Annotated in this window: 25 protein-coding genes; 10 read left to right on the top strand and 15 right to left on the bottom strand. The window is 71.5% G+C overall.

Annotated features, from left to right (window positions below):
- The first annotated feature begins 55 nt into the window (after positions 1-55).
- Positions 56-1,267, top strand: a complete 1,212-nt coding sequence (locus tag CHC09_RS21295; RefSeq protein ID WP_089294900.1) for an MFS transporter — start codon at positions 56-58, stop codon at positions 1,265-1,267.
- A gap of 181 nt (positions 1,268-1,448) precedes the next feature.
- Here CHC09_RS21295 and CHC09_RS21290 read toward each other — a convergent pair whose 3' ends face one another.
- Entirely contained in the window at positions 1,449-1,790 is a 342-nt protein-coding gene (locus CHC09_RS21290) for a hypothetical protein (protein ID WP_143232448.1), read from the bottom strand.
- A gap of 101 nt (positions 1,791-1,891) precedes the next feature.
- On the opposite strand from CHC09_RS21290, the gene CHC09_RS21285 reads away from it, so the two are divergent.
- The 5 genes from CHC09_RS21285 to CHC09_RS21265 all read left to right on the top strand — a co-directional run bounded on the left by CHC09_RS21285 (position 1,892) and on the right by CHC09_RS21265 (position 7,198).
- Complete coding sequence (locus CHC09_RS21285) at positions 1,892-2,437, top strand: hypothetical protein (RefSeq protein ID WP_089294898.1); 546 nt, start codon at positions 1,892-1,894, stop codon at positions 2,435-2,437.
- The gene (locus CHC09_RS21280; RefSeq protein ID WP_089294897.1) at positions 2,434-3,408 is read left to right on the top strand and encodes a phosphotransferase enzyme family protein; all 975 of its coding nucleotides are present in this window, start codon (positions 2,434-2,436) and stop codon (positions 3,406-3,408) included. Before CHC09_RS21285 ends, CHC09_RS21280 begins: the two co-directional genes overlap by 4 nt.
- 5 nt (positions 3,409-3,413) lie before the next feature.
- On the top strand, positions 3,414-3,656 hold the full coding sequence (locus CHC09_RS21275) for a hypothetical protein (protein WP_089294896.1): 243 nt from the start codon (positions 3,414-3,416) through the stop codon (positions 3,654-3,656).
- 700 nt (positions 3,657-4,356) lie between these two features.
- Entirely contained in the window at positions 4,357-5,607 is a 1,251-nt protein-coding gene (locus tag CHC09_RS21270; protein ID WP_089294895.1) for a coiled-coil domain-containing protein, read from the top strand.
- A gap of 1,252 nt (positions 5,608-6,859) precedes the next feature.
- The gene (locus CHC09_RS21265; protein ID WP_014689763.1) at positions 6,860-7,198 is read left to right on the top strand and encodes an RNA polymerase-binding protein RbpA; all 339 of its coding nucleotides are present in this window, start codon (positions 6,860-6,862) and stop codon (positions 7,196-7,198) included.
- A gap of 116 nt (positions 7,199-7,314) precedes the next feature.
- On the opposite strand, the gene CHC09_RS21260 is transcribed toward CHC09_RS21265, so the two are convergent.
- From CHC09_RS21260 to kdd, 9 genes are all read right to left on the bottom strand, one after another.
- On the bottom strand, positions 7,315-7,830 hold the full coding sequence (locus CHC09_RS21260) for an FxsA family protein (protein WP_089294894.1): 516 nt from the start codon (positions 7,828-7,830) through the stop codon (positions 7,315-7,317).
- A gap of 68 nt (positions 7,831-7,898) precedes the next feature.
- The gene (locus CHC09_RS21255) at positions 7,899-8,687 is read right to left on the bottom strand and encodes a polyprenol monophosphomannose synthase (protein WP_089294893.1); all 789 of its coding nucleotides are present in this window, start codon (positions 8,685-8,687) and stop codon (positions 7,899-7,901) included.
- Positions 8,684-10,306 (bottom strand): apolipoprotein N-acyltransferase, encoded by a 1,623-nt coding sequence (gene lnt, locus CHC09_RS21250; RefSeq protein ID WP_239138885.1) that lies wholly within the window; start codon positions 10,304-10,306, stop codon positions 8,684-8,686. The genes CHC09_RS21255 and lnt overlap by 4 nt, the downstream gene beginning before the upstream one ends.
- Before the next feature lie 495 nt (positions 10,307-10,801).
- Positions 10,802-12,070 (bottom strand): glutamate mutase L, encoded by a 1,269-nt coding sequence (locus tag CHC09_RS21245; RefSeq protein ID WP_089294892.1) that lies wholly within the window; start codon positions 12,068-12,070, stop codon positions 10,802-10,804.
- A 31-nt stretch (positions 12,071-12,101) separates the two neighbouring features.
- On the bottom strand, positions 12,102-12,467 hold the full coding sequence (gene kal / locus CHC09_RS21240; protein WP_089294891.1) for a 3-aminobutyryl-CoA ammonia lyase: 366 nt from the start codon (positions 12,465-12,467) through the stop codon (positions 12,102-12,104).
- A complete protein-coding gene (gene kamE / locus CHC09_RS21235; RefSeq protein WP_089294890.1) occupies positions 12,464-13,195 on the bottom strand; it encodes a lysine 5,6-aminomutase subunit beta in 732 nt (243 codons plus the stop codon). Before kamE ends, kal begins: the two co-directional genes overlap by 4 nt.
- Positions 13,192-14,736 carry a lysine 5,6-aminomutase subunit alpha gene (gene kamD, locus CHC09_RS21230; protein ID WP_089294889.1) on the bottom strand — a complete coding sequence of 515 codons (1,545 nt, stop codon included), beginning with the start codon at positions 14,734-14,736 and terminating at the stop codon, positions 13,192-13,194. The genes kamE and kamD overlap by 4 nt, the downstream gene beginning before the upstream one ends.
- Before the next feature lie 10 nt (positions 14,737-14,746).
- The gene (locus CHC09_RS21225; RefSeq protein WP_089294888.1) at positions 14,747-16,282 is read right to left on the bottom strand and encodes an amidohydrolase; all 1,536 of its coding nucleotides are present in this window, start codon (positions 16,280-16,282) and stop codon (positions 14,747-14,749) included.
- A 4-nt stretch (positions 16,283-16,286) separates the two neighbouring features.
- Positions 16,287-17,303, bottom strand: a complete 1,017-nt coding sequence (kdd, locus tag CHC09_RS21220; protein WP_089294887.1) for an L-erythro-3,5-diaminohexanoate dehydrogenase — start codon at positions 17,301-17,303, stop codon at positions 16,287-16,289.
- A 131-nt stretch (positions 17,304-17,434) separates the two neighbouring features.
- Here kdd and CHC09_RS21215 point away from each other — a divergent pair, with 131 nt between their 5' ends.
- Entirely contained in the window at positions 17,435-18,799 is a 1,365-nt protein-coding gene (locus CHC09_RS21215) for a KamA family radical SAM protein (protein ID WP_239138883.1), read from the top strand.
- 58 nt (positions 18,800-18,857) lie between these two features.
- Here the strand turns inward: CHC09_RS21215 and CHC09_RS21210 are convergent, their stop codons facing one another.
- Positions 18,858-19,049 (bottom strand): CsbD family protein, encoded by a 192-nt coding sequence (locus CHC09_RS21210; protein ID WP_089294963.1) that lies wholly within the window; start codon positions 19,047-19,049, stop codon positions 18,858-18,860.
- A gap of 129 nt (positions 19,050-19,178) precedes the next feature.
- Here CHC09_RS21210 and CHC09_RS21205 point away from each other — a divergent pair, with 129 nt between their 5' ends.
- From CHC09_RS21205 to CHC09_RS21195, 3 genes are all read left to right on the top strand, one after another.
- Positions 19,179-19,907, top strand: a complete 729-nt coding sequence (locus CHC09_RS21205; RefSeq protein WP_239138884.1) for a class I SAM-dependent methyltransferase — start codon at positions 19,179-19,181, stop codon at positions 19,905-19,907.
- A 132-nt stretch (positions 19,908-20,039) separates the two neighbouring features.
- On the top strand, positions 20,040-20,627 hold the full coding sequence (locus CHC09_RS21200; RefSeq protein WP_203833425.1) for a hemerythrin domain-containing protein: 588 nt from the start codon (positions 20,040-20,042) through the stop codon (positions 20,625-20,627).
- 121 nt (positions 20,628-20,748) lie between these two features.
- Positions 20,749-21,318, top strand: coding sequence for a DUF1349 domain-containing protein (locus CHC09_RS21195; protein ID WP_089294883.1), 570 nt, complete (start codon positions 20,749-20,751; stop codon positions 21,316-21,318).
- A gap of 74 nt (positions 21,319-21,392) precedes the next feature.
- Here CHC09_RS21195 and CHC09_RS21190 read toward each other — a convergent pair whose 3' ends face one another.
- The 4 genes from CHC09_RS21190 to CHC09_RS21175 all read right to left on the bottom strand — a co-directional run bounded on the left by CHC09_RS21190 (position 21,393) and on the right by CHC09_RS21175 (position 24,908).
- Positions 21,393-22,175 carry an alpha/beta hydrolase gene (locus CHC09_RS21190; protein ID WP_089294962.1) on the bottom strand — a complete coding sequence of 261 codons (783 nt, stop codon included), beginning with the start codon at positions 22,173-22,175 and terminating at the stop codon, positions 21,393-21,395.
- A gap of 248 nt (positions 22,176-22,423) precedes the next feature.
- Complete coding sequence (locus tag CHC09_RS21185) at positions 22,424-22,885, bottom strand: Lrp/AsnC family transcriptional regulator (RefSeq protein WP_089294882.1); 462 nt, start codon at positions 22,883-22,885, stop codon at positions 22,424-22,426.
- Between the two features lie 35 nt (positions 22,886-22,920).
- Entirely contained in the window at positions 22,921-24,060 is a 1,140-nt protein-coding gene (locus CHC09_RS21180; RefSeq protein ID WP_089294881.1) for an acyl-CoA dehydrogenase family protein, read from the bottom strand.
- Positions 24,061-24,146: 86 nt separating this feature from the next.
- Positions 24,147-24,908, bottom strand: a complete 762-nt coding sequence (locus tag CHC09_RS21175; protein ID WP_089294961.1) for an ABC transporter ATP-binding protein — start codon at positions 24,906-24,908, stop codon at positions 24,147-24,149.
- Position 24,909 lies beyond the last annotated feature (1 nt).

Here is a 24,909-nt window from a genome sequence, read left to right as displayed (position 1 = left end):
ACGCCACCTGGCGAATCAATCGCGCCCACCGCGCCTCCGCCGACATCGTGGAGGCGTGACTGCCGTCGATCAACGCGCCACCTACCGTGAGGTCTTCGCCGAGCCGAGGTTCCGCGTCCTGTTCCTCGCCCGCTCCGCCGCCATCACCGCCGAATCGCTGCGGATCTTCGCGTTGTCGGTGTTCGTCTTCGACCGCACCGGCTCCGCGCTGCTGAGCGCCCTCGCGTTCGCCGCCGGCTTCCTCCCGCAGCTCGTCGGCGGCCTGCTGCTGGGGGCGCTCACCGATCGCATCCGGCCCCGCCCGCTGATCGTCGGCGGATATCTGGCCGGGGGCGCGGCCGCGCTGCTGATCGCCCTGGTCGAGCTGCCGGTCGCCGCCCAGCTCACGATCATCGCCGCGGTCGCCTGCGGCACGCCGATCTTCATGGGCGCGGCCGGCCGGCTGGTCGCCGAGGTGCTCACCGGCGACGCGTACGTGCTCGGGCGCTCCGCCCTGAACGCCGCCTCCTCCGGCGCCCAACTGCTCGGCCTGGCCGTCGGTGGCGTCGCCGTCGACGCCCTCGGAGCACAGCAGGCGCTGCTCATCGCGGCGCTCGGCCACGCGCTGGCGGCGTTGATCGTCCGGCTGGGCCTCCCCGACCTCGACGGTGTCCCCGGCGAACCCGGCTCGGCGGTCCGCGCGAGCCTCAACGGCGTCGGCGCGCTGCTCGGCGACCCGGTGATCCGCCGCCTGCTGCTGCTCCAGTGGCTGCCCTCGGCGTGCATCGCGGGCGCCGAGGCGCTGCTGGTCGCCTACGGTGACAACCGCGGCTTCCCGTCCGGCGCGGCCGGCGCGCTGATGGCCGCCCTCCCGCTCGGCATGCTGCTCGGCGACCTGATCGTCGGCCGCTGCGTCCGCCCGGCCACCCGGGAACGCCTGGTCAGACCGCTGATGCTGCTGGCCGGCGGAGCACTGGCCCTGCTGGTCACCGGCCTCCCGATGAGCGGCACCCTCGCCATCCTGGTCATTTCCGGTAGCGGCTACGCGTACCAACTCGGCCTGCAACGCCCCCTGCTGGACGCCACCCCGGAAGCCCGCCGCGGCCAGATGTTCGCCCTGCTCTCCACCGGCCTGATGACGCTGCAGGGCCTCTCCCCGGTCGCCGTCGGCGCGCTCGCCCAACTCACCACGCCCGCCACCGCCATCGCCGCGGCCGGCGCCGCCACCATGCTCTGCACCCTCCTGGGCACCCGCCGCAAACCCGCTCGCCCCGACCACGAGCGATGATCAACTTCAAGATCCATTTCTTGGTACGACCTACGGGTCCCGTGGCCAGGCTCGAGCCGAGTCCCGTGGCATCGGCCTCGAGCCGAGTCCCGTGGCATCGGCCTCGAGCCGAGTCCCGTGGCACCGGGCTCGAGCCGGCCGGCTCCAACACATCCGGCCGGCTCCCGCCAGCCGCTTCAGTTCACGGGTTACCGCGCAGCTCAGTGACTTTCCGAGGCCCGCAGAACACGACGGCGAGGACACCCAGCAGCAGCGGCACCAAGCCGAGGACAAGGCCGGCGTCAGACCCGATCACACCGTCGGGGCCGGCGAACCCGGTCGCGGTGGCGGTCCACATGAACGCGACAACCAGCAGAGCGGCCCCGAGCAGGAACCCGAACATGGCCGCCTCACCCGCACTCCGCCACGCCCGCCCCGCGGCCTTCATCGCCGGAGCCGCACCGCGGAGCAGCACCACGACGCCCCAGCCGAGCAGGGCCAAACCGCCCGCCCCGGAGACGACGATCTCCCCAACGTGATCCACGGCCGGGAGCATAACGTCGCCGCTCCACCCGATCGGCGGCGTGTTCCCTGCTCCCGGCGCACCCGAAGCCGCCGCTTGACGATGGGTTCCATCGTGGACTGATGAGTGATGAGGGTGACCTCCGGCCGGTGTCGCAGCTCGCGCATCGAGTGGCCGAGCGTCCCGCCGGAGCAGCCGAACCACACCTGCCGGTCACGCAGTGGTTCGAGCTGCACCCGGTCCCGGTCGACCGCCCCGCCGCGGGTGTCACCGAGGCACAGGTCCGCTGCGGCACCTGCGGCGAGACGGTCGACTGCGTCGTCGCCAGCGTCGCCGGACGGAACAGGGAGCGGGCCGCCGCCCGCTGGGTCCGCAACCTTCTGCGCGCCATCCAGGTGTTCGGGGCGGGGCTCGGGGTGGCCGCGGTCGTCTACGGCGCGGCGAACGGCACAGCGATCAGCGGAGCCGGGCTCATCGGGCTCATCGCAGCGGTACTGACCGGCGGCGGGCTGGTGATCTGGGCCGGCGAGACGGTCACCGAGGTCCGACCGGACCTGACCTCCGACGGAGTGCGGCTGGCGTCCCCGTCACCGGTCCACGAGATCCGCCGCCCCGGCGACAATTACAACTACACGTTCCACACCGACAGCGCCCTCGGCGGCGAGTGATCCCCGACAGCGCCCTCGACGGCAACGATCCGGAAGGCACCACGCCCAACGCCCCACGGGAGGGCACCCTGCCCAATGCCCTGCAGGAAGGCACCACTCCCGACGCCATGTCGGAGGGCACCACGCCCGACACCCCACCGGAAGACACCACGCCCGATGCCCTGCAGGAAGGCACCATGTCCGACCCCTTGCCGGAGGGCGCCACGCCCGACGCTGTACCGGACGACACCATGCCCAAGGCCCTGCGGGAAGGCGCCGCTCCCGACGCCATGCCGGAGGGCGCCACGCCCAACGCTGTACCGGACGACACCATGCCCAAGGCCCTGCGGAAAGGCGCCGCTCCCGACGCCATGCCAGAGGGCGCCATGCCCGCCGCCCTGCCGGACCCCGCCGTGTGCGCCGGCTGGCGGTTGACTCCCGGCGCCCTGCTGAGCGCCCGGTCCACGCACACCTGGGCCGCCACCCGGGGCGACAGCGAATACGTCCTCCAGCGGGTCAGCCGGGCCACCTCCCCGGACTGGCGCTATCCGCTGCGGGTCGCCGCCGCCCTGCGCGAGCGGGGCTGGCCGACACCGGAGCTCGCGGAGGAACCGTGGGAGACAGCGGACGGCGTCTGGCTGCTCGCCCACCGGCTGCCCGGCCGCCCACGCTCCGCAGCCGGTCCGGACAGCCCCACCGAGCAGCGCGAACGCGGCCGGCTGCTGGCCGGGCTGCACGCGACCCTGGCCGAAACCGGCATCACCGAGCAGCGAGACGGCTACCGCTCACCCGCGGAGGTCGTCGGCGATCCGGAGCTGGACCGCACGCTCCGGTCGTACGAGATGATCCATCCGGAAGACGGCGCCCAGCTCCGCGCGTGCCGCGAGGAGACCGCGGCCTGGTTCGAGGCCAACCCCGCCGACGACGCCCCACGCGGCGTGATCCACGGCGATTTCGCCCCGTGGAATCTGCTGTTCGACGGCGAGCGCTGACCGGCGTGCTCGACTTCGAATTCACCCACCTCAACTTCCGGGTCGCCGACTTCGCCCTGGCCTGGCGCGGCTACCAGTACGAGGTGATCCGCGGCTACCACGAGGTCCAGCCGCTCTCGGAGCTGGAGCAGGAGCTGATCCTGCCGACGTACCACGCCTGGCTCTTCCTGGGCCTCGCCGGTGAGGACGCCACCGGCCTCGACCTCACCTGGAACCTCGCCCACCTCCAACGCCATCTGCCGAGCTGACCTGCGCCAAACCGCGGAACGCGGGAAAGGCGAGCCACACCAGCATCAATGCCGCCCGACCCAAGTCGATCTTGCACTGGGACGTCGGGTCGCCGCTGTGCGACGGCGGGCGGGCTACTGCCGATGAAGCTGCCCGCGCTTGCTTGTACTCGGACGTCGGGTCGCCGCTCCGCGACGGCGGGCGGGCTACCGCCATGAAGCTGCCCGCGCTTGGCAAGCGGCCGGGCTCGACCACCAAGCGACACAGCCACCCGGGTCACTCCCGATGGACCCACCCACGATTAGCGCGTCGCCGAGGTTGAACGCCAGGCAAGGTGGCCAGCGGGTTGCCGCCGTAGAGCCGCTCGCGGTTGCCGGGCGGCGATACGTTTCCGCAGGGCGGTGGGTTCCTTGATGAACCAGCAAGGTCAGAGGCACCAAAGTTCGCCGATACCGCACTCCTCGACGAAGCCGAGCAGGCCGGCGACCGCTTGGGCCACGAGGGCAACCACATGTGGACCGCCTGACAACCGGCCTGACTCCCCCCGCTCCCCGGTTCCGAGTGCCGAAGAGCACGCTGACCAGCATCGCACCGACAGCGGCCGCCGTTCAGGATGCGACTCCCGAGGCCACCTTCAAGATCAGCTCAGGCGAAGCGGCACTGCGCCCCAGCGTGGCTGACGCGGGGAAGATCGTCGCTCGGCCTAGGGTGGTGGGTGCTATGACGACGCAGGATCAGCCCGCCGAAGAGGCGACCGAAACCCGACCCTGTTCCCACTGTGGCCGTCCGGTGCCCCAGCGCGCCTCCGCCGGCCGCCCGTTCCGGTACTGCCGGGACAACGACGGTGAGTGCCAGCGCGCCTCCCGCAACCTGCGGATGCGGCACCGTTCCTCGCCGGGGCTGGCCGGTTCGGTGGCCCGCACCTGGGAGGTGGTGGACCGCCTCGACCAGATGGTCGGGACCCTGACCGAGGCGTTGCATTCGGAGATGTCCCCGGCCGGCGTGGAACGGCAGGTCGCCGAAGTTCGCGCGGAGACGTCGCGAGCGGTCGCGGCCGCGCACGGCGAGCGCGACGACGCGCGCCGGGACGCGGAGCAGGCGGCGACCGCGACCGCGTCGGCCCAGCAGATCGCGGCGGCCGCGACGGCCGAGCGCGACGAGGCGCGGCAGCGGGCGGCGGCGGCGCAGCGGGCCGCGGAGGAGGCCGGCAAGCGGGAGCAGGACGCGGTCACGGCCCGCGACGAGGCGGTGAAGGCGGCGACGGCCGCCGCCGCGCTACGGGAACGTGCCGAGGCGGAGCGCGACACCGCCGGTGCGGAGCTGGCCGTCGCGCGCAGCGAGGCGCAGGAGACGAAGAACCAGCGAGACGCCGCCGAACGCGATCTGGCCGCGGCCCTGCGCGACCACAACGATTTCCGCCGTACGACGGAGGAAGCGGCCGCCCGCGCGGAAGAGGCCCTGGCGGCCGCCCGGGGGACCGCCGACGAGTTGCGGGAGGCGGGCGAGCAGGCGAACCGCCGCGTGAAGATCGCCGAGCAGGCGGCCGTCGAGGCCACCAGGCGCGCCGAACAGGCGATCACCGACGCCGGCACTCGCGCCGAGCAGGCGATCTCGGAGGCCGCAACGCGCGCCGAACGGGCAGCCGCCGAGGTGGCCGAGGTGCGGCGTGAACTGGCCGCGGTGACCTCCGCCCGCGACGAGTTGCGGCGCACGGCCGACGACTTCGAACGTGCCCGCAAGGACCTGGAACGGGCCGCCGAGGAGCGCGCCGACCTGGAGCGCCGTCTGCTGGCGGCACGGGCCGACGCGGACGCCGCGCATCAACGGGTGGCACAGCTGACCGGCCAGGTCAGCGACTTGGCATCGGCCCTTGCCGCACTCGGCACCGGCCGCCCAGCCCAGCCCACCCCGGCCCACTCCAGCCCAGCGTCGACCCCCGCCCCACCCCAACCCGGCCCACCCGACGACTGACCGCCCCAACCCAGCCCACCCGACGACTGACCACCCCCAACCCGGCCCAGCGTCGACCCCCGCCCCACCCCAACCCGGCCCAGCGTCGACCCCCACCCCAACCCGGCCCACGCGACGACTGACCGTCCCAACCCGGCCCACCCGACGACTGGCCTCACCCCACCCCTCCTCAGCCCGGCCTGCGGGCATGTCCTGCTTCCGCCGCCCGCGCCGCCCTCGATGCGTTGTGGGCAAGGCTGTTTCGCATGTGCGAGCGCACCGTCAGAACGAGACCAGCCGACGCGGGACATCCCCCGGGCGCGCCCCACGACCAACCCCGGCCGCCACCCCGCGCCAGCAAGCTTCCAACGCCCAGCGACTACGTCCCGAGACCCCAGCCAGGCCCATCCACGACCAGCCCCGACCACCACCTCACGCCAGCAGCCTTCCAACACCCGGCGCCACATCTCAGGACCCCAACCCAGCCCACCCCCGGCCACCGCCCCGCGCCAGCGGGCTCCCAACACCCGGCACCTCTGTCCTAGGACCTCAGCCAGGCCCACCCCACGACCAACCCTGGCCACCGCCCCGCGCCAACGGCTCCCAACACCCGGCAGCTCCGTCCCAAACCCAAGCCAGGCCCACCCCACGACCACCCCCGACCACCGCCCCGCGCCAGCGGGCTCCCCACCCCCGGCACCTCTGTCCCAGGACCTCAGGCAGGCCCACCCCACGACCGGCCCCGGCCGCCACCCCGCGCCAGCGAGCGTTCAACGCCCAGCGATTACATCCCCGGACCCCGGCTACGCCTGCCCGATGACAGACCGCCCCAGCCCGGCCGACGATTGGCCTCCGCCACCCACTTTCGATGTGATCTTGGCGAGTTAGGGCTGATATATGGGCATGGGTGGTAAAGATCGAAGTGATGGAACGAGGCGACGGGTGGGGACAGTGAGCTAGCGTTGTGTCAGCGCGCGATCACAGCGCGGGATCCGAAGCGGTGGCGGGCGATGGATCGAGGGGCGGCGGGCACTCGAGTGACCGACATCGCACCACCCGCAGATGTGTCAAACGGTCGTAAAATGGACCAAGGTCCACTTCACGACCGCTCAATTAGCGATGTAGAGTCGCACGCCGGTTACGCTCATAGCGTTACTTCGCCTTTACCGGGCGGGTAAAAGACCGATAGAACACTCGGCGGGCGCAGGAATCCGGCGGCCGCCCCTCTCGTTACATCAGCGAGAGCAGCACCACGAGCGAGGGGAAGCCGATCATGGGCGAACGCATGCTGCGCGGCAGCCGTCTAGGCGCAGTCAGCTACGAGTCCGACCGTAACACCGAGCTGGCACCCCGACAGACCCGTGAGTACCTGTGCGTCAAGGGTCACCAGTTCGAGGTTCCGTTCGCCGTCGACGCCGAGGTGCCGACCACCTGGGAGTGCAAGTTCGACGGCAGCGTGGCCCGCCTGGTCGACGGCAGCGAGCCGGAGCAGAAGAAGGCCAAGCCGCCGCGCACCCACTGGGACATGCTGCTCGAGCGGCGCTCGATCGCCGAGCTCGAGGACATTCTCAACGAGCGCCTGCAGGAAGTCCGCACCCGCCGCGGTCGCTGACACCAGCTAACGAACACTGAAAAGGCCGTCCCGGATGGGACGGCCTTTTCGTGTGCTCTCTGGACAACGGGTGCGGAATCGGTCAGCAGTAGCCAATTAACGCAGAAGACAGCTGATTAGCGAACAATTTCGCCCTCGATCGCGGCGACCGGATCGCGCGGAACGTCATCGCTTACGACGCTCGAGTCGACGACCGTCGGGTCGTCGACGCGGACCCGGACCTTGCGCGGACCGAACAGGTCACCAGTGAGCCCACCGCCGAGACGGCGCTCGGCGAACCGCTCCACGGCCCGGCGGGCCAGGATCCGCCCCGGAGGCACCAGCAGGAGCAGGCCGACCACCCCGGTGACGAAACCGGGCAGTGCCAGCAGCAGCGCCCCGCCGAGGCCGACCAGCGAGTTGGTCACCTCAGTGCCGGGTGGCTGTCCGGCCGCGGCGGCCTGCTGGAAGGCCCGCCAGCCGCGCATGCCCTCCCGGCGCACCAGCGAGAACCCGGCGAGGGTGGCCGCCGCGAGCAGCAGGAACGCCCAGCCGGCCCCGATCAGGTGGGCCACCGTCAGGAAGGCCGAGATCTCGACGATCGCGACCAGCGGGAAGACGAAGGGCAGATAGGCCATCCGGCTACGACGCATGGGATCCTCCAGGTTTTACGTGCCACTCCAGCATGACACCGGAACCTGCGACTCGCCTGAGTGCGCCGTCACTGCCAGGTCTGTTCCTGCTTCGGCTTGCGGCCCATCATGTTCAGCAGGCTCTCCTTGCGGGCCTGCGCGCCCCACAGGGTGACCCGGAGCAGCTGCTCCTTGAAGATGTTGCCGCTCATCTTGCTCACGCCGTGTTCGCGCTCGGTGAACGTGATCGGCACCTCGACCAGCCGGAACCCGCCGCGGTGCGACCGCCAGGCCAGCTCGACCTGGAACGAGTACCCGGTGGAGGCGACGCTCGAGACGTCGATGGCGTCCAGCACGGCCATCCGGTACGCCCGGTAGCCGCCGGTGGCGTCCTTGAACGGCATGCCGAGCGCCATCCGGATGTAGATGTTGCCGCAGCGCGACAACAGCAGCCGGTGCACCGGCCAGTTGTGCACGCTGCCGCCCGGGATGTACCGGGTGCCGAGCACCGCGTCGGCCTCGCCCAGCGCGTTGAGCAGCTTGGGCAGCTCCTCGGGGGCGTGCGAGCCGTCCGCGTCCATCTCGACGACCGCGTCGTAGCCCTTGTCCTTGGCCCAGGCGAAACCGGCCTTGTAGGCGGCGCCGAGGCCCTCCTTGCCGGCCCGGTGCAGGACGAAGATGTGGTCGTCGGCCAGGGCGAGCTCGTCGGCGATGGCGCCGGTGCCGTCCGGCGAGTTGTCGTCCGCGATCAGGATGTCGACCTCGGGGACGGCGCGGCGGACGCGGCCGGTGATCAGACGTACGTTGTCGGCTTCGTTGTACGTGGGGATGATCACGAGGACACGCCCCACTCCCGGGTAGCCTTCCGCCTCGCTCAACTTTCCTCCACGCTCTTGTTGTCACCAGTGATGTCAGCCATGCGCCGGCGACGCAGGAGCGCGGCGCCGGTCAGGGCGATCACGGTCAAACCGACCGCAATCAGCTCGGGCCAGATGCCCGAACGAGTCGCCAGCGTACGCGTACGACCGGTGGACATTTTATGCACCACCACTTCAGCGGTGTTGAACGATGTCCCACCGTGCACGCCACCGGCGGTGTCGACGAAGGCGGAAACGCCGACCGTCGATACCATCAGCGAGTCGAGACCGTGCTCGACCGCCCGCAGCCGCACCATGGCCAGCTGCTGCCGGGCCTCGCCCTCGTCGAACGTGGCGTTGTTGGTCTGCACGGCCAGGATCTGCGCTCCCCCGGCGACGGTGTCGCGCACGATCCCGTCGTAGGCCACCTCGAAGCAGATCACGTCGCCGACCGTCAGTGCGCCGGTGTCGATCACGCCGGGGTGGTCGCCGGGCAGCATGTTCCTGACCAGGTCGACCTTGTCGCTGACCAGCCGCGCGACCGAGCGCATCGGCATGTACTCGGCGAACGGCACGGGGTGCTGTTTCACGTACGTCTGCGAGAGGTCCGGCCCGGTCAGCGGCATCCACAGCAGGCCCGCGTTCTTGATGTCGGCGGGTTTGTCGGTGCGCAGCACCGTGCCGACCAGGATCGGCACCCCGATCGCCTGGGCCGCGGCGGCGATCTCCTCGGCGGCGTCCGTGTTGCGCAGCGGGTCGATGTCGCTGGAGTTCTCCGGCCACACCACCAGGTCCGGTTTCGGCTGCCGGCCGGCGGCCACGTCGGCGGCCAGCAGCCGGGTCGCGGTCACGTGGTTGTCCAGCACCGCCCGGCGCTGGGCGTTGAAGTCCAGGCCGAGCCGGGGCACGTTGCCCTGCACGATCGCGACGGTGCGGGTCGCCCCGCCCGGCTCGGCGAGCGGCACCGCGGCCGGGCCGCCGATCAGCACCGCCGCCGCGGCCGCGAACCCGGCGACCGGCAGCATCGCGGGCCGCCGCCAGGACCGCCAGGCCAGCGCGACCAGGGCGCCACCGGCGGCCGCGACCGCGAACGTCACCAGCGGGGCGCCGGCCCAGACGGCGAGCCGCAGCGACGGCGCGTCGCCCTGGCTGAACGCGAGCCGGCCCCACGGAAAACCGCCGAACGGGGCGCGGTCGCGCAGCGCCTCGTCGGCGACCCAGACCAGGCCGGTCAGCAGCGGCCACAGCGCCCGGCGGCGGTCGATCAGCGGGGAGAGCCAGGCGGCGGCGAGCCCGGTCAGGCCGAGCACGGCCGCCTGCATGGTGGCCAGCAGCGCCCAGGGCAGCCAGCCGGCCGCGATCCCGGTCCACCTCAGCAGCGGGTAGAACAGGACCAGTCCGGCGAGGAAGCCGAGACCGAACCCGGACCGCAGCCGCCGCCGGTGCACCGCCGCCGCCAGCAGCGCAACGCCGGCCGGGGCCAGCCACCACAGGTCGTACGGGGGAAGGGCCAGCAGCAGCGCCGCGCCCGCGGCCACCGCGAGCGCCGCGGCCACCGGCAGCCGCAGTGGCCGCCCGGATGCGGGGGGCGGCGGGGCGCCCGGACCCGGCTCGGCCAGTTCCGGTGGCGGCATCGTCATTTCCACGCCAGGCAGGCTACCTGCCGTTCCGCCCCACCCCGGCTGGACAGTCGGCTTCGATGTCGTACCAAGCGGATGGGAGTCGGCTGGGAGAACTGGCGGAGGGGCGCGGCGTCCAGCGGCCGCGCCCCTCGGGTGCTTCTGTCCCGCCACGGCTGGTCTACCCGGCGAACGTCCCGCTGACCTTCGGACCGACTCGTCACAGGCTGGCTGCCCGCGCCGTGCCGTTGTCTACTGGCCAGGGTCTGCTCGCCCCGGCTTCCGGTGTCGCGACCCGGTCCGCGCCGCCTGCGCACCCGGACCCCCTGGACCTGGCTGAACGCACGACCCCTATGAGGACGGCACTGCGGCCAGTGGATACGGGAACGAAGCGGATCACAGTCGCATGCCGGTGGGACAGGACCTGAAGACGGTACGTCCGGACGGGGGCGGTCTGTCAACCGGGTGATACCCGTTCCGGCGTGTCGCATCCTCCGGCGTGTCCGAAAATGCACTCTATCGATATCGCTCGGGGGTGAGCAGGGTGTCCAGCAGCCCACCGGCCGCGACCGGTTGATCGACGGCCAGTAATCCCGCGGCGGCCAGCACGTATTCACGGTCGACGACACTTCGCGCCCGGTCCGGAAGCGCCCAGCCACCGGCCGTGTCCCCGAGCACCGCGCCCAGCACGTGGTCTCCGCCACCGTGACGCAGGACTCCACCCGAGCCGACGACCAGGCGCACGTCGCGCAGGTCCCGGCCACCGGTCCGGGGCAGGCCGGGACCGGCCGAATGACCCCGGGCGTGCCGGCGCAGCGCGATCATCGCGGCGGTCGCGGCCAGCTGCGGATCGGTTGCGGGAGCGGCCAGCTTCTCCACGGCCGCCGCGTCGCGCGTGGATGCCGCGCCGACCGCCACCCCGAGGTCGCCCTCGACCGTGCGCGAGCGCCACAACGTCCCCGCCACCTCCCGGCGAGGACCGGTGGCGAGCTCGGCGTCCGGCAGCAGGGCCGAGTACACGTCGGTGGTCGCCCCGCCGACGTCGACCACCAGGACCCCGAACCCGGCCCGGTCGGCGAGCAGCTCCACCCCGGCCAGGACGGCATCCGGGGTGGCCGCGCGCACCAGCGACGCGAACCGGGGCCCCTTCGACAGCCGCTTCCCACCGATCACGTGCCGCAGGAACACGTCGCGGATCGCGGCTCGGGCGGGCAGCGGGTCGAGGACCCCGATCCTCGGCAGCACGTTGCCGGTCACGGTCACCGGCACGCCGCGCGCCGTCAGGATCTCGAGCGCTTCCGCCCGTACGTCCTGATTGCCGGCGAGGACCACCGGCAACCGCAACCGGTTGTTCGCCAGCCGCCGCGCGTTGTGCAGCAGCACCTCGCCGTCGCCGCCGTCGGTTCCGCCGACCAGCAGCACGACGTCCGGGCGGGCGGCGCGCAGCGCGGCGACCGCCGCCCCGGTCAGCGGGCCGGCGGTGACATGCACCACCTGCGCGCCGGCCGACAGGCCGACGCGATGTCCGGCCTCCGCGGTGACCAGGCTCTCGTAGCCGACGACCGCCAGCCGCAGGCCGCCGCCGGCGGACGAGCAGACGTAGAGCGGCGCGCCGTGGCCGTCGACGGCGGCCACGGCGGCGTCGAGACCGGCCAGGACGTCCGTCCCGGAGGTCGTCGGCACCTCGGCCCGGCGGATCAGTCCCCCGCCGCTCAGATCGATCCTGGCCGCCTTGGTGTACGTCGAACCGACGTCGACGCAGACGGCCTCCGACGACTTCCTCACCGGTCCACCGTCGCCGCGCGGCCGGCCCGGCTCACGCCTTGGGCGGCACGACGACCGTGCCCACCGCGGTCACCGCGACGATCGGCTGCTCCAGGACGGCGGCCGCCGAACCGCCGGTGCCCCGGCACACCACCGTCGAGGTGAACTCGATCCGGCGGCTGCGGGTGCCCATGTGCACCACCGTCGCGGTGATCTCCAGTACGTCCCCGGCCTGCACCGGCGCCTTGAACTGCACGTCGTCGTACGACGCGAACAGCCCCTCGTCGCCGTCCAGCTGGATGCAGACCTCGGTGGCGACGTCGCCGAACAGGCCGAGCGAGTACGCCCCGTCGACCAGGTTCCCGGCGTAGTGCGCGTGCGAGTACGGCACGTAGCGCCGGTGCTTAACAGTGATCATGCTCGGTTCTCCGTCAACGCGTGGACCAGGTAGGAAGCGACTTCACGAGGGGTGGTGCCACGGCTGAAGATCCGGTCGACGCCCAGTTCGCCGGTCATCAGCTCGTCGAAGCGGGGCCCGCCGACGATCAGCAGCGGCCGTTTGCCGGCCGGCAGCGCCTCGCGGAACGCCGCCGACATGGCCCGGGTGTTGTGCAGGTGCGCGTCGCGCTGGGTGACCACCTGGGAGACCAGGACCGCGTCGGCCTTCTTCTCCCGGGCGGTCTCCACCAGCTCGGGCACCGACACCTGCGCGCCCATGTTGGTCACCGACAGCTCCGAGTAGTACTCGAGGCCCTTCTCGCCGGCGATGCCCTTGAGGTTGAGGATCGCGTCGATGCCGACGGTGTGCGCGTCGGTGCCGATGCAGGCGCCGACCACGTTGAGCCGGCGCCGCAGCCGCCGTTTGATGGCCGCGTTGACCTCCTTGGCGCTCAGCAGCGGGAAGTCCCGCTCGACGACCTGCACCTTGTCGGTGTCGACGAGGTGGCCGACCTTGCCGTAGACGACGAAGAAGGTGAACCCGTCGCCCATCTGCTTGGCGTGCACCAGCATCGCCGGGTCCATGCCCATCTTGCCGGCCAGTTGCAGGGCGGCGCCCTCGGCGCGCTTGTCGTGCGGGATCGGCAGGGTGAAGGAGAGCTGGACCATCCCGTCGCCGGTGGTGTCTCCGTAAGGGCGGACGATCACAGCATCTCCTCGACCGGGTTGTAGTAGTCCTCTTCCTGCCTGGCGACGCCGTCGAGCCCCTTGCCGCGGTCGGCGGGGCGCTTCATCAGGCCGAAGGTGCCGTCGGCGATCGCGTCCATCAGGGTGTCGTCGACGATGCGCTCGAGCAGGTCGATGGCCTCGTTCAGGACCTGGTCGGCGCGGCCCCGGATGAACGGGCCGGGGGTGAAGTCCTCGTGCAGGTTCCCGGCGCCGTTGAGCACGTACTTCACGTTCTGCAGCGCGATGTCGCGGTCGGAGAGCCACGGGGTCACCACGGCCTCGGTCATCATGCCGACCAGCAGGATGCCCTGCCCGGTCAGCGCGCCCGCGAGGTTGAAGAACCCGTCGAGCAGGTTTCCGCGGAAGACGTCGCCGGTCATGTGCTTGGTGGGCGGCATCCACTTCAGCGGCGCTTCCGGGAACAGTTCCCGGGCGAGCAGCGCGTGGGCGAGCTCCAGGCGGAACGAGTCCGGCAGGTCCGGGTTGATCTCGAACGCGTGCCCGAGCCCGAGCTGCCAGTCCTGCAGCCCGGCCTCGTGCGCGAAGAACTCGTTCAGCAGCTGGGAGACGGTGACGGTGTGCGCGGCCTCGACCGCGTCCGCCGTGGTCAGGTAGTTGTCCTCACCGGTGTTGATGATGATCCCGGCGCGGGCGTGCACCTGCCGCGAGAACCGCTGGTCGACGAAGGTCCGGATCGGGTTGATGTCGCGGAACAGGATGCCGTACATCGAGTCGTTGAGCATCATGTCCAGCCGTTCCATCCCGGCCAGCGCGGCGATCTCCGGCATGCAAAGCCCGGACGCGTAGTTGGTCAGCCGGATGTAGCGGCCCAGCTCCTTCGACGTCTCGTCGAGCGCGGCCCGCATCAGCCGGAAGTTCTCCTGGGTGGCGTACGTGCCGGCGAACCCCTCCCGGGTCGCGCCCTCCGGCACGTAGTCCAGCAGCGACTGCCCGGTCGACCGGATCACCGCGATGATGTCGGCGCCGGCCCGGGCCGCCGCCTGCGCCTGCGGGATGTCCTCGTAGATGTCGCCGGTCGCCACGATCAGGTAGATCCACGGACGCTGCTTCGGATCGCCGAACCGCTTGATCAGCCGGTCCCGCTCGGCCCGGCGCCGATCAACGATCTTGAGACCGGCCCCGGCGGCCCTGCGCGCCAGCCGCCGGGCCGTGGCGATCTCGGCCTTCTTCTCCGGTACGTCGAATCGCACCGAGCCCGCCGCCGCCTTCTGCGCGAGCACGGTCAGGTCCTCGACCCCGGTCGTGGTGGCCGCGTGGAACACCGGCACCGCCACCCCGTGGCCGAGCCCGACATCCGCGCGCACGGCGTCGACCAGACGGTTCACCCAGGGGATCCCGTCCGCGTCGGCGCCGTGCACGCCGGCCAGGCGCAGCACCGCCCGCTCCACCGAGACGGTGGTGTGCGACCGCGCGAGGTCGACGACGGGCTGCCCGGCTTTCGCGGCGAGCGCCCGTGCCCGCGCGACGGTCCGCGGGTCCAGATCCAGCTTCCCGGCCAACTGATAGCTCCTAGCTCTCGTAAATCGTGTCGCCGTGCAGCACTGTGCGCCGGCAGACCGGCCGCTGCGGAACAACGCCGTCGAGGTCCGGCAGCAGCGCCGGCAGGCCCTCGACGACCGCGGCCGGGGTGTCCCAGGCCGCGAAGGTGGCCGAGGCGCCGGGCGCGAGCACGCCCACCCGGTCCACACCGGCGGCCCGCCAGCCGCCCCGGCTGCTGGCCGCGAACGCCGCCCGCACCTTCATCCGGTGCACCGGATTGCGCGGGGCCGCGGCGGCCACCACCATCGCCCACGGGTCCAGGGCCGTCACCGGTGAGTCGGAACCGAACGCGAGGGCGACCCCGGTCGCGTGCATCGCCCCGATCGGGTTGCTGGCCAGGGCCCGGTCGACGCCGAGGCGCTGCGCGTACATCCGGTCGGTACCGCCCCAGAGCGCGTCGAAGACCGGCTGCACCGAGGCGATCACCCCGAACTCGACCATCCGGGCGATCATCGCCTTGTCGATCAGCTCGACGTGCTCGATCCGGTGGTTGCCCTCGCGCAGCCGGTCGACGCCGACCTGCTTGGCGGCGATCGCGAAGCCCTCGAGGACGGTCTCGATGGCGGCGTCGCCGATCGCGTGGAAGCCGCCCTGGAAGCCGATCCGGACGCAGTCGAGCAGGTGCTCGGCGGCCTGCTCGGCGGTGAGGAACGCCTCGCCGCAGCCGTGGTCGCCGTCGAGGTACGGCGAGCGCACCGACGCGGTCCGCGACCCGAGCGCGCCGTCGGCGTACAGGTCACCGGCCGCGCCGTGCGCGCCCAGCTCCCGGGCCCGATCGGCACCGCCCAGCTCACCCCAGTAGCCGAACACCTGCGGCAGCCCCTGCCCGGACAGCTCCAGCACCGACCGGAAGTCGGCCTCGCTCGACGTGCCCGGGCCGCCGCACTCGTGCACTGCGGCGATGCCCAGCGACGCCGCCCGGCTCAGCGCGGTCCGCTGCGCCGCGGTCCGCTGCGCGGCGGTGAGCGAGCCGAGCGCGACCGCCCGTACCGCGTGGTGCGCCTGCTCGCGCACCCAGCCGGACGGGTGGTAACCCTCCACGCCCTCGGCTTCCGGCAGCAGCGCCGACGACACCAGGGCGGAATGCACGCAGGCCTGCGACAGGTACACCATGCGGCCCCCCGCGGCCCGGTCCAGCTCGGCCGCGGCCGGCGGAGTCTGCTCGGACCAGGTCGACTCGTCCCAGCCGTGCCCGTGCACCACGGCACCGGCCGGGCGGGTCGACGCGAACGCGGCGACCGCGTCCAGCAGCTCGCGCGCCGAGCGCACGCCGGACAGATCGAGGCCGTCGAACGCCAGACCGGTGTCGGTGGCGTGCAGGTGCGCGTCCACGAACGCCGGGGTGACCAGCGCGTTCTCCAGGTCGACGGTGTGGTCGGCGGCCGGCGCGTCGGCGGTGTCACCGAGCCAGGCGATGACACCGTCACGGACCAGCATCGCGGTAGCGCGCGGCTCGGCGGCGGAGTAGAAGCGACCGTTGGTGTAGCGGACCGAGGGTTGAGTCATGCGGTCAGTCTCCCGCTACCCGCGCCTCGAACAACGCGCGCACCGCTGGCGTCGTGCGCAGCAGGTCCACCGCGAACTCGGCGTGGCCGGGCACGTAACCGTTGCCGACCAGCATGGTCACGTCCGCGGCCAGGCCCTCGGCACCGAGCGCGGCCGCGGAGAAGCTGGTCGCCATCGAGAAGAAGATCACGGTGCCGCCCGGCGCCGTCGCCAGGATCGCGCCGTGCTCGCAGCCGGGCACGTCCACGCAGACGACCGTGATCTCCGCCGGCCGGTCGAAGCTCGCGGCCACCTCGACCGGGTTCCGGGCGTCGGCGATCGCGATCTGGTCCGCGACGCCGACTCGCGCCAGCGTGTCCCGCTCCGCTTCGGAGACGACGATCGCCTGGGTACGGGCACCGGCGCGCTTGGCCGCGGCCAGGCTCAGCGAGCCGCTCTTGCCGGCCCCGCCGAGCACCAGCACGGTCGGCTCCCGATAGCCGCGGACGACCCGGTCGACCAGGGCCGGCGCGCCGCACACGTCGTAGACGGCCAGGGCCAGCTCGGGCGGCAGGTCGTCGGGGAGCACACCGACGATCGAGCGGCCGAACAGGATCGCGGTCCCCTCGGCGGGGACCTGCTCGCTCAGCCCGTCCCAGGCCTTGAGCCCGTCGGTGATCCGCAGTGGGGTCAGGGTCAGCGAGACCAGCGTGGCCACCCGGTCACCGGGCTTGACGCCCAGCGGCGACTCCGGGCCGACCTGCTCGACCACGCCGATCAGCATGCCGCCGGAGCCGGTGACCGGGTTGTGCATCTTGCCGCGGGTCTCCACGATCTCCAGGACCTCGGCGCGGATCTTCTCGCCGTCCCCCTCGTGTTTCTGCGCGAGCTGCCGATAACTGGCGGCGTCGAGGTTGAGCCGCTGCACCCGGATGCGCACCTCGTCCGGGCCGATCTCCGGGGAGGCGTTCAGACGCCAGGCGGCCTGGGGCAGCACCCCGGCCGGCTCCACGACCCTCGACAGACCCACCGAACCCGACATCAACATCCTCCTTGACCACAACAATTATCGTCCAGAGCCGGTCTACCGTAAATCTTTCGTACCCTGGGTTTCTAGACCGAAGATTCTCCAGTACGTTGGGGATCCTATACAACCGATCATGGGAGGACGCGGTGGCCGAGCTCTCTGCCGGACAGCCCTACGAGTACCAACGGCGCGAGCTGGTGGAGCCGGACTGGACCCGGTTCCCGGGGTGGCGCGATGTCACCGCCGCGCAGTGGCAGTCCGCCCAATGGCAGCGCGTCAACTGCGTGAAGAACGTGAAGCAGCTGCGAACCGTGCTCGGCGACCTGGTCGACGAGTCGTTCTACGCCGACCTGGAGGCCGACCAGGAGCGCCTGGCCACCATGTCGATGCTGATCCCGCCGCAGATGCTGAACACGATGGTGCCGCACCAGGTGCCGGACACCGCGTCGTTCTACGCCGACCCGGTGCGCCGCTACATGCTGCCGGTCGCCAGTGACCGGCAGCTGGACTGGCCGTCACACCCGAACGCCAGCCGCGACTCGCTGCACGAGCACGACATGTGGGTCGCCGAGGGCCTCACCCACCGCTACCCGACCAAGGTGCTCGCCGAGCTGCTCTCCACCTGCCCGCAGTACTGCGGGCACTGCACCCGGATGGACCTCGTCGGCAACAGCACGCCGGCGGTCGCCAAGCTCAAACTCGTGCAGAAGCCGGTCGACCGCTACGCGGCCCACCTGGACTACCTGAAGGCCCACCCCGGCGTCCGCGACGTGGTCGTCTCCGGCGGCGACGTGGCCAACGTGCCGTGGAAGCAGCTCGAGGCGTACCTGATGGGCCTGCTCGCGGTGCCGACTGTGCGCGACATCCGGCTGGCCACCAAGGCGCTGATGGGTCTCCCCCAGCACTGGCTCCAGGACGACGTCGTGGAGGGAATGCACCGCGTCGCGGTCACCGCCCAGCGGCGCGGCGTCAACCTGGCCGTGCACACCCACGTCAACCACGTGAACTCGCTGACCCCCGCGGTCGCGAAAGCCACCCAGACGCTGCTCGAGGTCGGCGTGCGCGACGTGCGCAACCAGGGCGTGCTGATGCGCGGCGTCAACGCGACCACCCCCGACCTGCTCGACCTGTGCTTCGCGCTGCAGGGTGAGGCCGGGATCCTGCCGTACTACTTCTACATGTGCGACATGATTCCGAACGCGGAACACTGGCGGGTGCCGGTGTGGCACGCCCAGCAGTTGCAGCACGACATGATGGGCTACCTGCCGGGTTACGCGACGCCGCGGATCGTCTGCGACGTGCCGTTCGTCGGCAAACGGTGGGTGCACATGGTCGCCGAGTACGACCGGGAGCACGGCATCTCGTACTGGACGAAGAACTACCGGACGTCGATCGAGAAGGACGACAGCGAGGCGTTGAGCAAGCTGTACGCGTACTACGACCCGATCGACACGTTGCCGGAGTCCGGACAGGAATGGTGGCGTAAGCAGCAGAGCGTGGCGACGGTCTGAGAAAAGGGGCTCCCGCGGGAGCCCCTTTTCACGTCCTGCCTGTCAGTCGTGCTGCCGCTCAGCTCAGGGCGTCGCGGACGTCGCGGCCGGCGTCCTTCACGTGTTCACCGGCCTGCTTGGCATGCGCGGCGGCCTCCTGAGCCTCGCCCTCGGCGTACAGGCGGGGGTTGTCGGTCGCCTCGCCGACGCCCTGCTTCGCCTTGCCGGACAGCTCCTCGGCCTTGTTCTTGATCTTGTCGCCGATGCTCATGATGTCCACCCTCCGTGGTCTCTCCGGACTCTGGAAATGCCTCGATCATCAGGGTTCCCGCCCGGCGCGTCTTTGAAACGGATGAGTGATCGCAGCCGATTCATAGACAACGCCCATAGGATCGCTTCCGTGGATCAGGACACCACCTCCGCCGCGTCCTCCTTCGGTGCGGCGGCCGCCGCCTACGAACGGGGCCGTCCGCCGTACCCGGAAACCGCCCTTGATTTTCTGCTGCCTCCCGGCCGCCCCCGCGTCCTCGACCTGGGCGCCGGCACCGGCAAACTGACCCGGCAGATCCGCGACCGTGGTCTCGACGTCCTCGCCGTCGACCCGTCCGAGGGAATGCTCGGCGAACTACGCCGGGCCATACCCGAGATATCCGCCCAGATCGGCACCGCCGAACACATCCCGCTGCCGGACGCATCCGTCGACGTCGTCCTGGTCGCACAGGCCTGGCACTGGATCGACCCGGCCCGCGCCATCCCGGAGATCGCCCGGGTGCTCACCCCGACCGGCCGCCTCGGCCTGATCTGGAACCTCCGCGACGAACGCACCGACTGGGTCCACCGGCTCGGCAACATCATCGGCCGCGAGGACCGGCACCGCGACATCACCATGGGCCCACCGTTCGGCCCGGTCACCACCAGCACATTCGGCTGGACCCACAACATGCGACCGGCCGAACTGCTCGACCTGGTCGCCTCCCGCAGCCGGCTGATCCTGATGCCCGCCGACGAACGCGCCGCCGTATTGGCCCAGGTGCGTCAACTGAGCGCAACCCATCCGGCGCTGCTCGGCCGTGACGCGTACGCCCTGCCGTATCGCACCCAGTGCGCCTACGCGGACCTGAAGCCCTGACCGGAAGCACTGATCCGGGAGCAGCTGCGACCTTGCCCGGCGGTGGGATTTATGGTCGGATGTCGGGCAGCATCGCGTGTCGACGGCGGACTGCGCCGGACATGGAGGTGTGGAACCGAAGGGACTGCCTGCGTGGCCTCCCCCAACGGCGACCAGGTCGCCGGGATCGACCAGAACCACTCGGCCGGCGACAAACACGTCGCGGCGATCAACCAGAGCCACTCCCCCGACGGCGACCATGTCGCCGGGGTCGATCAACCTCTCGCCGCGGGGACGAGCCGGGGCATTTCCCCCGGCGGGGATCGTGTTGCCGCGCTCAGCAGGCAGCTCGCCGAGGCTCATCAGGAGCTGCGCCGGCGGCTGGCCGACCTGCGTAGCGGCCGCCTTCAAGCAGCCGATCTACGCACCCACTGCCTGGCCTTCTGCACCGCGCTGACCACCCATCACCAGGGTGAGGACGGCGGACTGTTCGCGGCGCTGGCGCGGGAGCGGCCCGACCTCGAGCCCACGATCGGGAAGCTGGTCGAGGATCATGTATTGATCACCGGACTCCTGACCCGGATCACGGAGGCCGACCCCGCGGCGATCGGCCCCGAACTGGACGGGCTGGCCGCGATCATGGAATCGCACTTCCGCTACGAGGAACGCGCTCTTTCCGCGGCCCTCGACGCCGGTGTCCGCGACACCGGCTGGTCGGATCCGGTTCTGCGCCTGCGGTAGTTGCCGGGGAACGGGTGCGGCGGCAGCCCTGCCACCCCAGGAGCGCGATCGTTCGGTCGACCCCGAACGATCAGCCCTCACGGCGTACCCGCCGGAAGATCGATGTCCTTAGAATGGCCCGATGGTGAGCGCGATGTCCTGGCTCAACGAGCCTCCACAGTGGTCGGACAAGGACGGCGTTCTCACCGTCGTCACCGGGCTGAAGACCGACTTCTGGCGGCGGACGTTCTACGGCTACGTCACCGACAACGGACACTTCTACCACCGTCCGGTGACCGGCGATTTCACCGCCGAGGTGGTGGTCGCCGCCGGGCATTCCGCGCTGTTCGACCAGGCTGGGCTGATGCTCCGAGCCGATGAGCGCAACTGGCTGAAGACCGGGCTCGAGGTCACCTCCGGCGCGGTGCAGCTCAGCACGGTCCTCACCCGCGAGCACTCGGATCTTTCCGTGGTGCCGCTGCCCGGCCATCAGGGAACGATGGCGCTTCGCCTGACCCGGTTCGGCTCCGCGGTGTGCGTGCACCGCGGTGGCGAGGACGGATCCTGGCACCTGGTCCGGCTCGGCCACCTGGATCTTCCGGAGACCGTGGACGTCGGCGTGATGTGCTGCTCGCCGGAGCGGGCCGGGCTGGAAGTCACCTTCCACGACTTCCGGATCGGCGGCCCGATCCCCCGCGACGGCCTGGAGTGACCGGAATGGCCAGGTCAAGCTACCGGGCTCGAAATGATCGGCTCGGACCGCTGAGGGCATGAGGACGGGCCGGCTCAGGCGGGGCTGCTCAATCGCTCGGCGATGAAGGCGAAAGCCGCCGGAAGGACGGTGCTCCAGTAGCTGAAGTCGTGCCTGCCCGGACCGAACGTCCCCGCCGCGGGCGCTGCCGGCAACGCCCGCCGTAGCGCCCGCACATTCGAGAGAAGCGGGTCGTCACGACCGCACCACAGCCCGACCGGCGTCCCCAGCAACCGGTCGGCGGCCCGGAACACCGCGTCCCCGGGCACGACCTCCGGGGAGAACGCCGCCACCGCCCGTACGAACCGCGGGAAGGCCTCCGCCAGCAGCAACGAGCCGTACCCGCCCATCGACCAGCCCCACGCCGCCAGCCGCGCGACGTCGAATCCGCGCGCCGCGCACCAGACCGGCAGTTCCTCGCGCACCATCCGCTGCGGATCGTCCCGCCCGGCCGGCTGCCACGCCAGCCGATCCCCGGTCGCCCCGGCCAGTACGAACGGCGCCGCACCCCGGGCCACCGCCTGGGTCAGGAACCGCCCCAGCCCGAGCCCGCCGAAGTCGGCCGGCCGCTTCGAGCCACCGTGCAGCACCAGGCAGACCGGGAGCCCCGATCCGTCCCCGTGCCCGGCCGGCACCGCCGTGTAGAAGTCCACGGTCGTCCCCCGCGCCTTGGAGTACCGCAGCTCACACCGCTCGGGTCCGGGCGGCACCGACGGCACGGCAAGCGGCGCGACGGCCGCCCGTCCGCTGCCGTACGCCCACAGGCCGCCGACAGCCACTGACGCGGCGCCGGCGCCCAGCAGGGTTCGTCGTCGCATGGTGTCCACCTTCCGCTCGCGCCGTTCCTCGTGAGGACAACGCGCGCCCCGGTGAACCTGACACGGGTCACTCCATGGCGGCCCGCAGGGTCCACGAGGCGCGACGGGGATGGCCGGTCGGGGAGGTCTCGGCGGCTATCGCATCCATGGCTATCAGCTTGCCAGCCGTCGAGTGGCGCGGTACACAACCCGCTGGGCGTCCTAGGAGGCTAGGTCGAGAAATCTCGGCCGGGAACGCCGGCAGGCGATCACTCAGTGGACGCCGGCGGCGCGATCCGCGGCGGCCGATTCTCGTACGGCGTCGACAACACCACCGTCGTACGGGTCGTGACGTTCGCCGCCGTCCGGATGTCCTGCAACAGACGCTCCAGATCCGCCGGGCTCTTCACCCGCACCAGCAGCATGTAGAAGTCCTCCCCCGCCACCGAGTAGCAGGAGTCGATCTCGGAAAGATGCGCCAGCCGCTCCGGCGCGTCATCCGGCTGCGAGGGGTCGAACGGACGGATCGCCACGAACGCCGTCAACGGCAGGTCGAGCGCCTCATACGACACCTTTGCCGTATACCCGGCGAGCACCCCACGCTGTTCGAGACGACGGACCCGCTGGTGCACGGCGGAGACACTGAGGCCCACCCGCTCGGCCAGATCGGTGTAGGACAGCCGGCCGTCCACGGTGAGGGCGGACACGATCGCCCGGTCGATCTCTTCCACGCCGGTAAGAGTAACGACCGGGCTCCCCGAGCCGCTCAGCCGGTCAGCGACCGGGCGATCACCATCCGCTGGATCTGGTTGGTGCCCTCGACGATCTGCAGCACCTTCGCCTCGCGGAACCAGCGCTCGGCCGGGTGGTCGGCGACGTACCCGTACCCACCGAGCACCTGCACGGCGTCCGTGGTGACCCGCATCGCGACGTCGGTGGCGAACAGCTTCGCCTTCGCCGCCTCGATCGAGAACGGCCGGCCGGCGTCCTTCAACCGGGCCGCCGCCAGCAGCAGCGCGCGGGCCGCGGAGACCTGGGTGGCCATGTCGGCGAGCAGGAACCCGACGCCCTGGAATCGCCCGATCGGCTGACCGAACTGTTCACGCTCGCGGGCGTACCCGGTCGCGTAGTCCGTCGCCGCCTGCGCGAGCCCGACCGCGCACGCCGCGATCCCGAGCCGCCCCGCGTCGAGCGCCTGCATGGCGATGGCGAAGCCGCCGTTCTCCTCGCCGACGAGGCGGTCGTGCGGGATCCGCGCGTTGTCCAGGACGATCTGCGCCGGCGCCGACGAGCGCAGCCCCATCAGCCGCTCCCGCGCCTGCGGCAGCAGGCCGGGCGTGTTCGCGTCGGCGAGCAGGCAGGAGATGCCCTTCGGGCCGGGGCCGCCGGTGCGGACGAAGATGTTGTAGAAGTCGGCCTGGCCGCCGTGCGTGATCCACGCCTTAACGCCGTTGACCAGCCAGTCCTCGCCGTCGGGCACGGCGCGGGTGGCCAGGCTCGCCGCGTCCGAGCCGCCCTGGGGCTCGGAGAGGCAGTAGGCGCCGAGCAGTTCGCCGCCGAGCATCTCCGGCAGCGCTTTGCGCTGCCGTTCGCTGCCGAAGGCCGCGACCGGGAAACAGGACAGGGTGTGCACGCTGACCGCCTCGGCGATCCCGAGCCACGTTCCGGCCAGGATCTCCAGAACCTGAAGATATATTTCGTACGGCTGGCCGGCGCCGCCGTCGCTCTCCGCGTACGGCAGACCGAGCAGGCCGGAGCGCCCGAGCGTGCGCAGCACCTCCCGGGGGAACTCGCCGCGCGCCTCGAAGTCGTCAACCTTGCCGGCCAGCTCACGGGTGGCGAGCTCCTGCGTCAGGTCGAGCAGTTCGTGCGCCTCGGCGGTGGGAAGCAGTCGATCCACAGTCACACCGTCAGCTTAACGCTCGTTCATCTCCCGGGACAGGCAGGACCGCGAAGGTGCTCAAGTGCGGGGTGAGACTCCTGACCGGGAGATCAGTCGGCGCTGGTGGTCGCGCTGCCCCGGACCCGGCGCCCGACCTCGGCGCGGAGCCGGACGAACTCGGGCTGCTCCCGGGTCGTGATCTGGTCCCCGCGGATCGGCAGACGCACCGGCAGATCCGCCACGACACTGCCGGGCGCCGGCCCGAGCACCACCACCCGGTCGCTCACGTAGACGCTCTCGTCGATGTCGTGGGTGACGAACAGGATGGTCATGCTGGTCCCGCGCACCTTCAGCAGCAGGTCCTCCAGATCCTCCCGGGTCTGCGCGTCCACCGACCCGAACGGTTCGTCCATCAGCAGCAACGACGGCCGGTAGGCGAGCGCCCGGGCGATCGACACCCGCTGCTGCATGCCACCGGAGAGCTGCCACGGGTACTTGTGGCCGACGGCGGCGAGGCCGACCGCGTCGAGGGCCGCCGTCGCCTCCGCTCGCCGCTGAGCCCGGCTCCGGCCGCGCCGGCGCAGCGGCAGCGCCACGTTGTCCCGGACCGTGAGCCACGGCAGCAGCGAGCGGCTGTACTCCTGGAACACGACGGCGAGATCGTCCGGCACACCGGCCACCGGGCGGCCGTCGATGCGGATGCCGCCCGCGGCCGGCGGGACCAGCCCGGCCACGCAGCGCAGCAGGGTGGACTTGCCGCAGCCGGACGGGCCGACGATGCCGACGAGTTCGCCGCGCGCGATCCGGAGGTCGACGCCGTCCAGCGCCACGTGGCCGTCGTACGCGTGCCCGAGACCGGTGATCTCCAGCATC

Origin of the sequence: Actinoplanes regularis, assembly GCF_900188005.1 — a bacterium.
Classification (GTDB): domain Bacteria; phylum Actinomycetota; class Actinomycetes; order Mycobacteriales; family Micromonosporaceae; genus Actinoplanes; species Actinoplanes regularis.
This window is presented reverse-complemented; position numbering and strand designations above follow the sequence as displayed.

What these genes read in the sequence shown, in the direction of transcription:
- CHC09_RS21270 (WP_089294895.1), top strand. Translation starts at nt 4,357, where the DNA reads ATGACGACGCAGGATCAGCCCGCCGAAGAGGCGACCGAAACCCGACCC.
- kal (WP_089294891.1), bottom strand. Translation starts at nt 12,467, where the DNA reads ATGATCACTGTTAAGCACCGGCGCTACGTGCCGTACTCGCACGCGCAC.
- kdd (WP_089294887.1), bottom strand. Translation starts at nt 17,303, where the DNA reads ATGTCGGGTTCGGTGGGTCTGTCGAGGGTCGTGGAGCCGGCCGGGGTG.
- CHC09_RS21265 (WP_014689763.1), top strand. Translation starts at nt 6,860, where the DNA reads ATGGGCGAACGCATGCTGCGCGGCAGCCGTCTAGGCGCAGTCAGCTAC.
- CHC09_RS21285 (WP_089294898.1), top strand. Translation starts at nt 1,892, where the DNA reads ATGAGTGATGAGGGTGACCTCCGGCCGGTGTCGCAGCTCGCGCATCGA.
- CHC09_RS21210 (WP_089294963.1), bottom strand. Translation starts at nt 19,049, where the DNA reads ATGAGCATCGGCGACAAGATCAAGAACAAGGCCGAGGAGCTGTCCGGC.
- CHC09_RS21195 (WP_089294883.1), top strand. Translation starts at nt 20,749, where the DNA reads ATGGTGAGCGCGATGTCCTGGCTCAACGAGCCTCCACAGTGGTCGGAC.
- CHC09_RS21260 (WP_089294894.1), bottom strand. Translation starts at nt 7,830, where the DNA reads ATGCGTCGTAGCCGGATGGCCTATCTGCCCTTCGTCTTCCCGCTGGTC.
- CHC09_RS21225 (WP_089294888.1), bottom strand. Translation starts at nt 16,282, where the DNA reads ATGACTCAACCCTCGGTCCGCTACACCAACGGTCGCTTCTACTCCGCC.
- CHC09_RS21175 (WP_089294961.1), bottom strand. Translation starts at nt 24,908, where the DNA reads ATGCTGGAGATCACCGGTCTCGGGCACGCGTACGACGGCCACGTGGCG.
- CHC09_RS21190 (WP_089294962.1), bottom strand. Translation starts at nt 22,175, where the DNA reads ATGCGACGACGAACCCTGCTGGGCGCCGGCGCCGCGTCAGTGGCTGTC.
- lnt (WP_239138885.1), bottom strand. Translation starts at nt 10,306, where the DNA reads ATGACGATGCCGCCACCGGAACTGGCCGAGCCGGGTCCGGGCGCCCCG.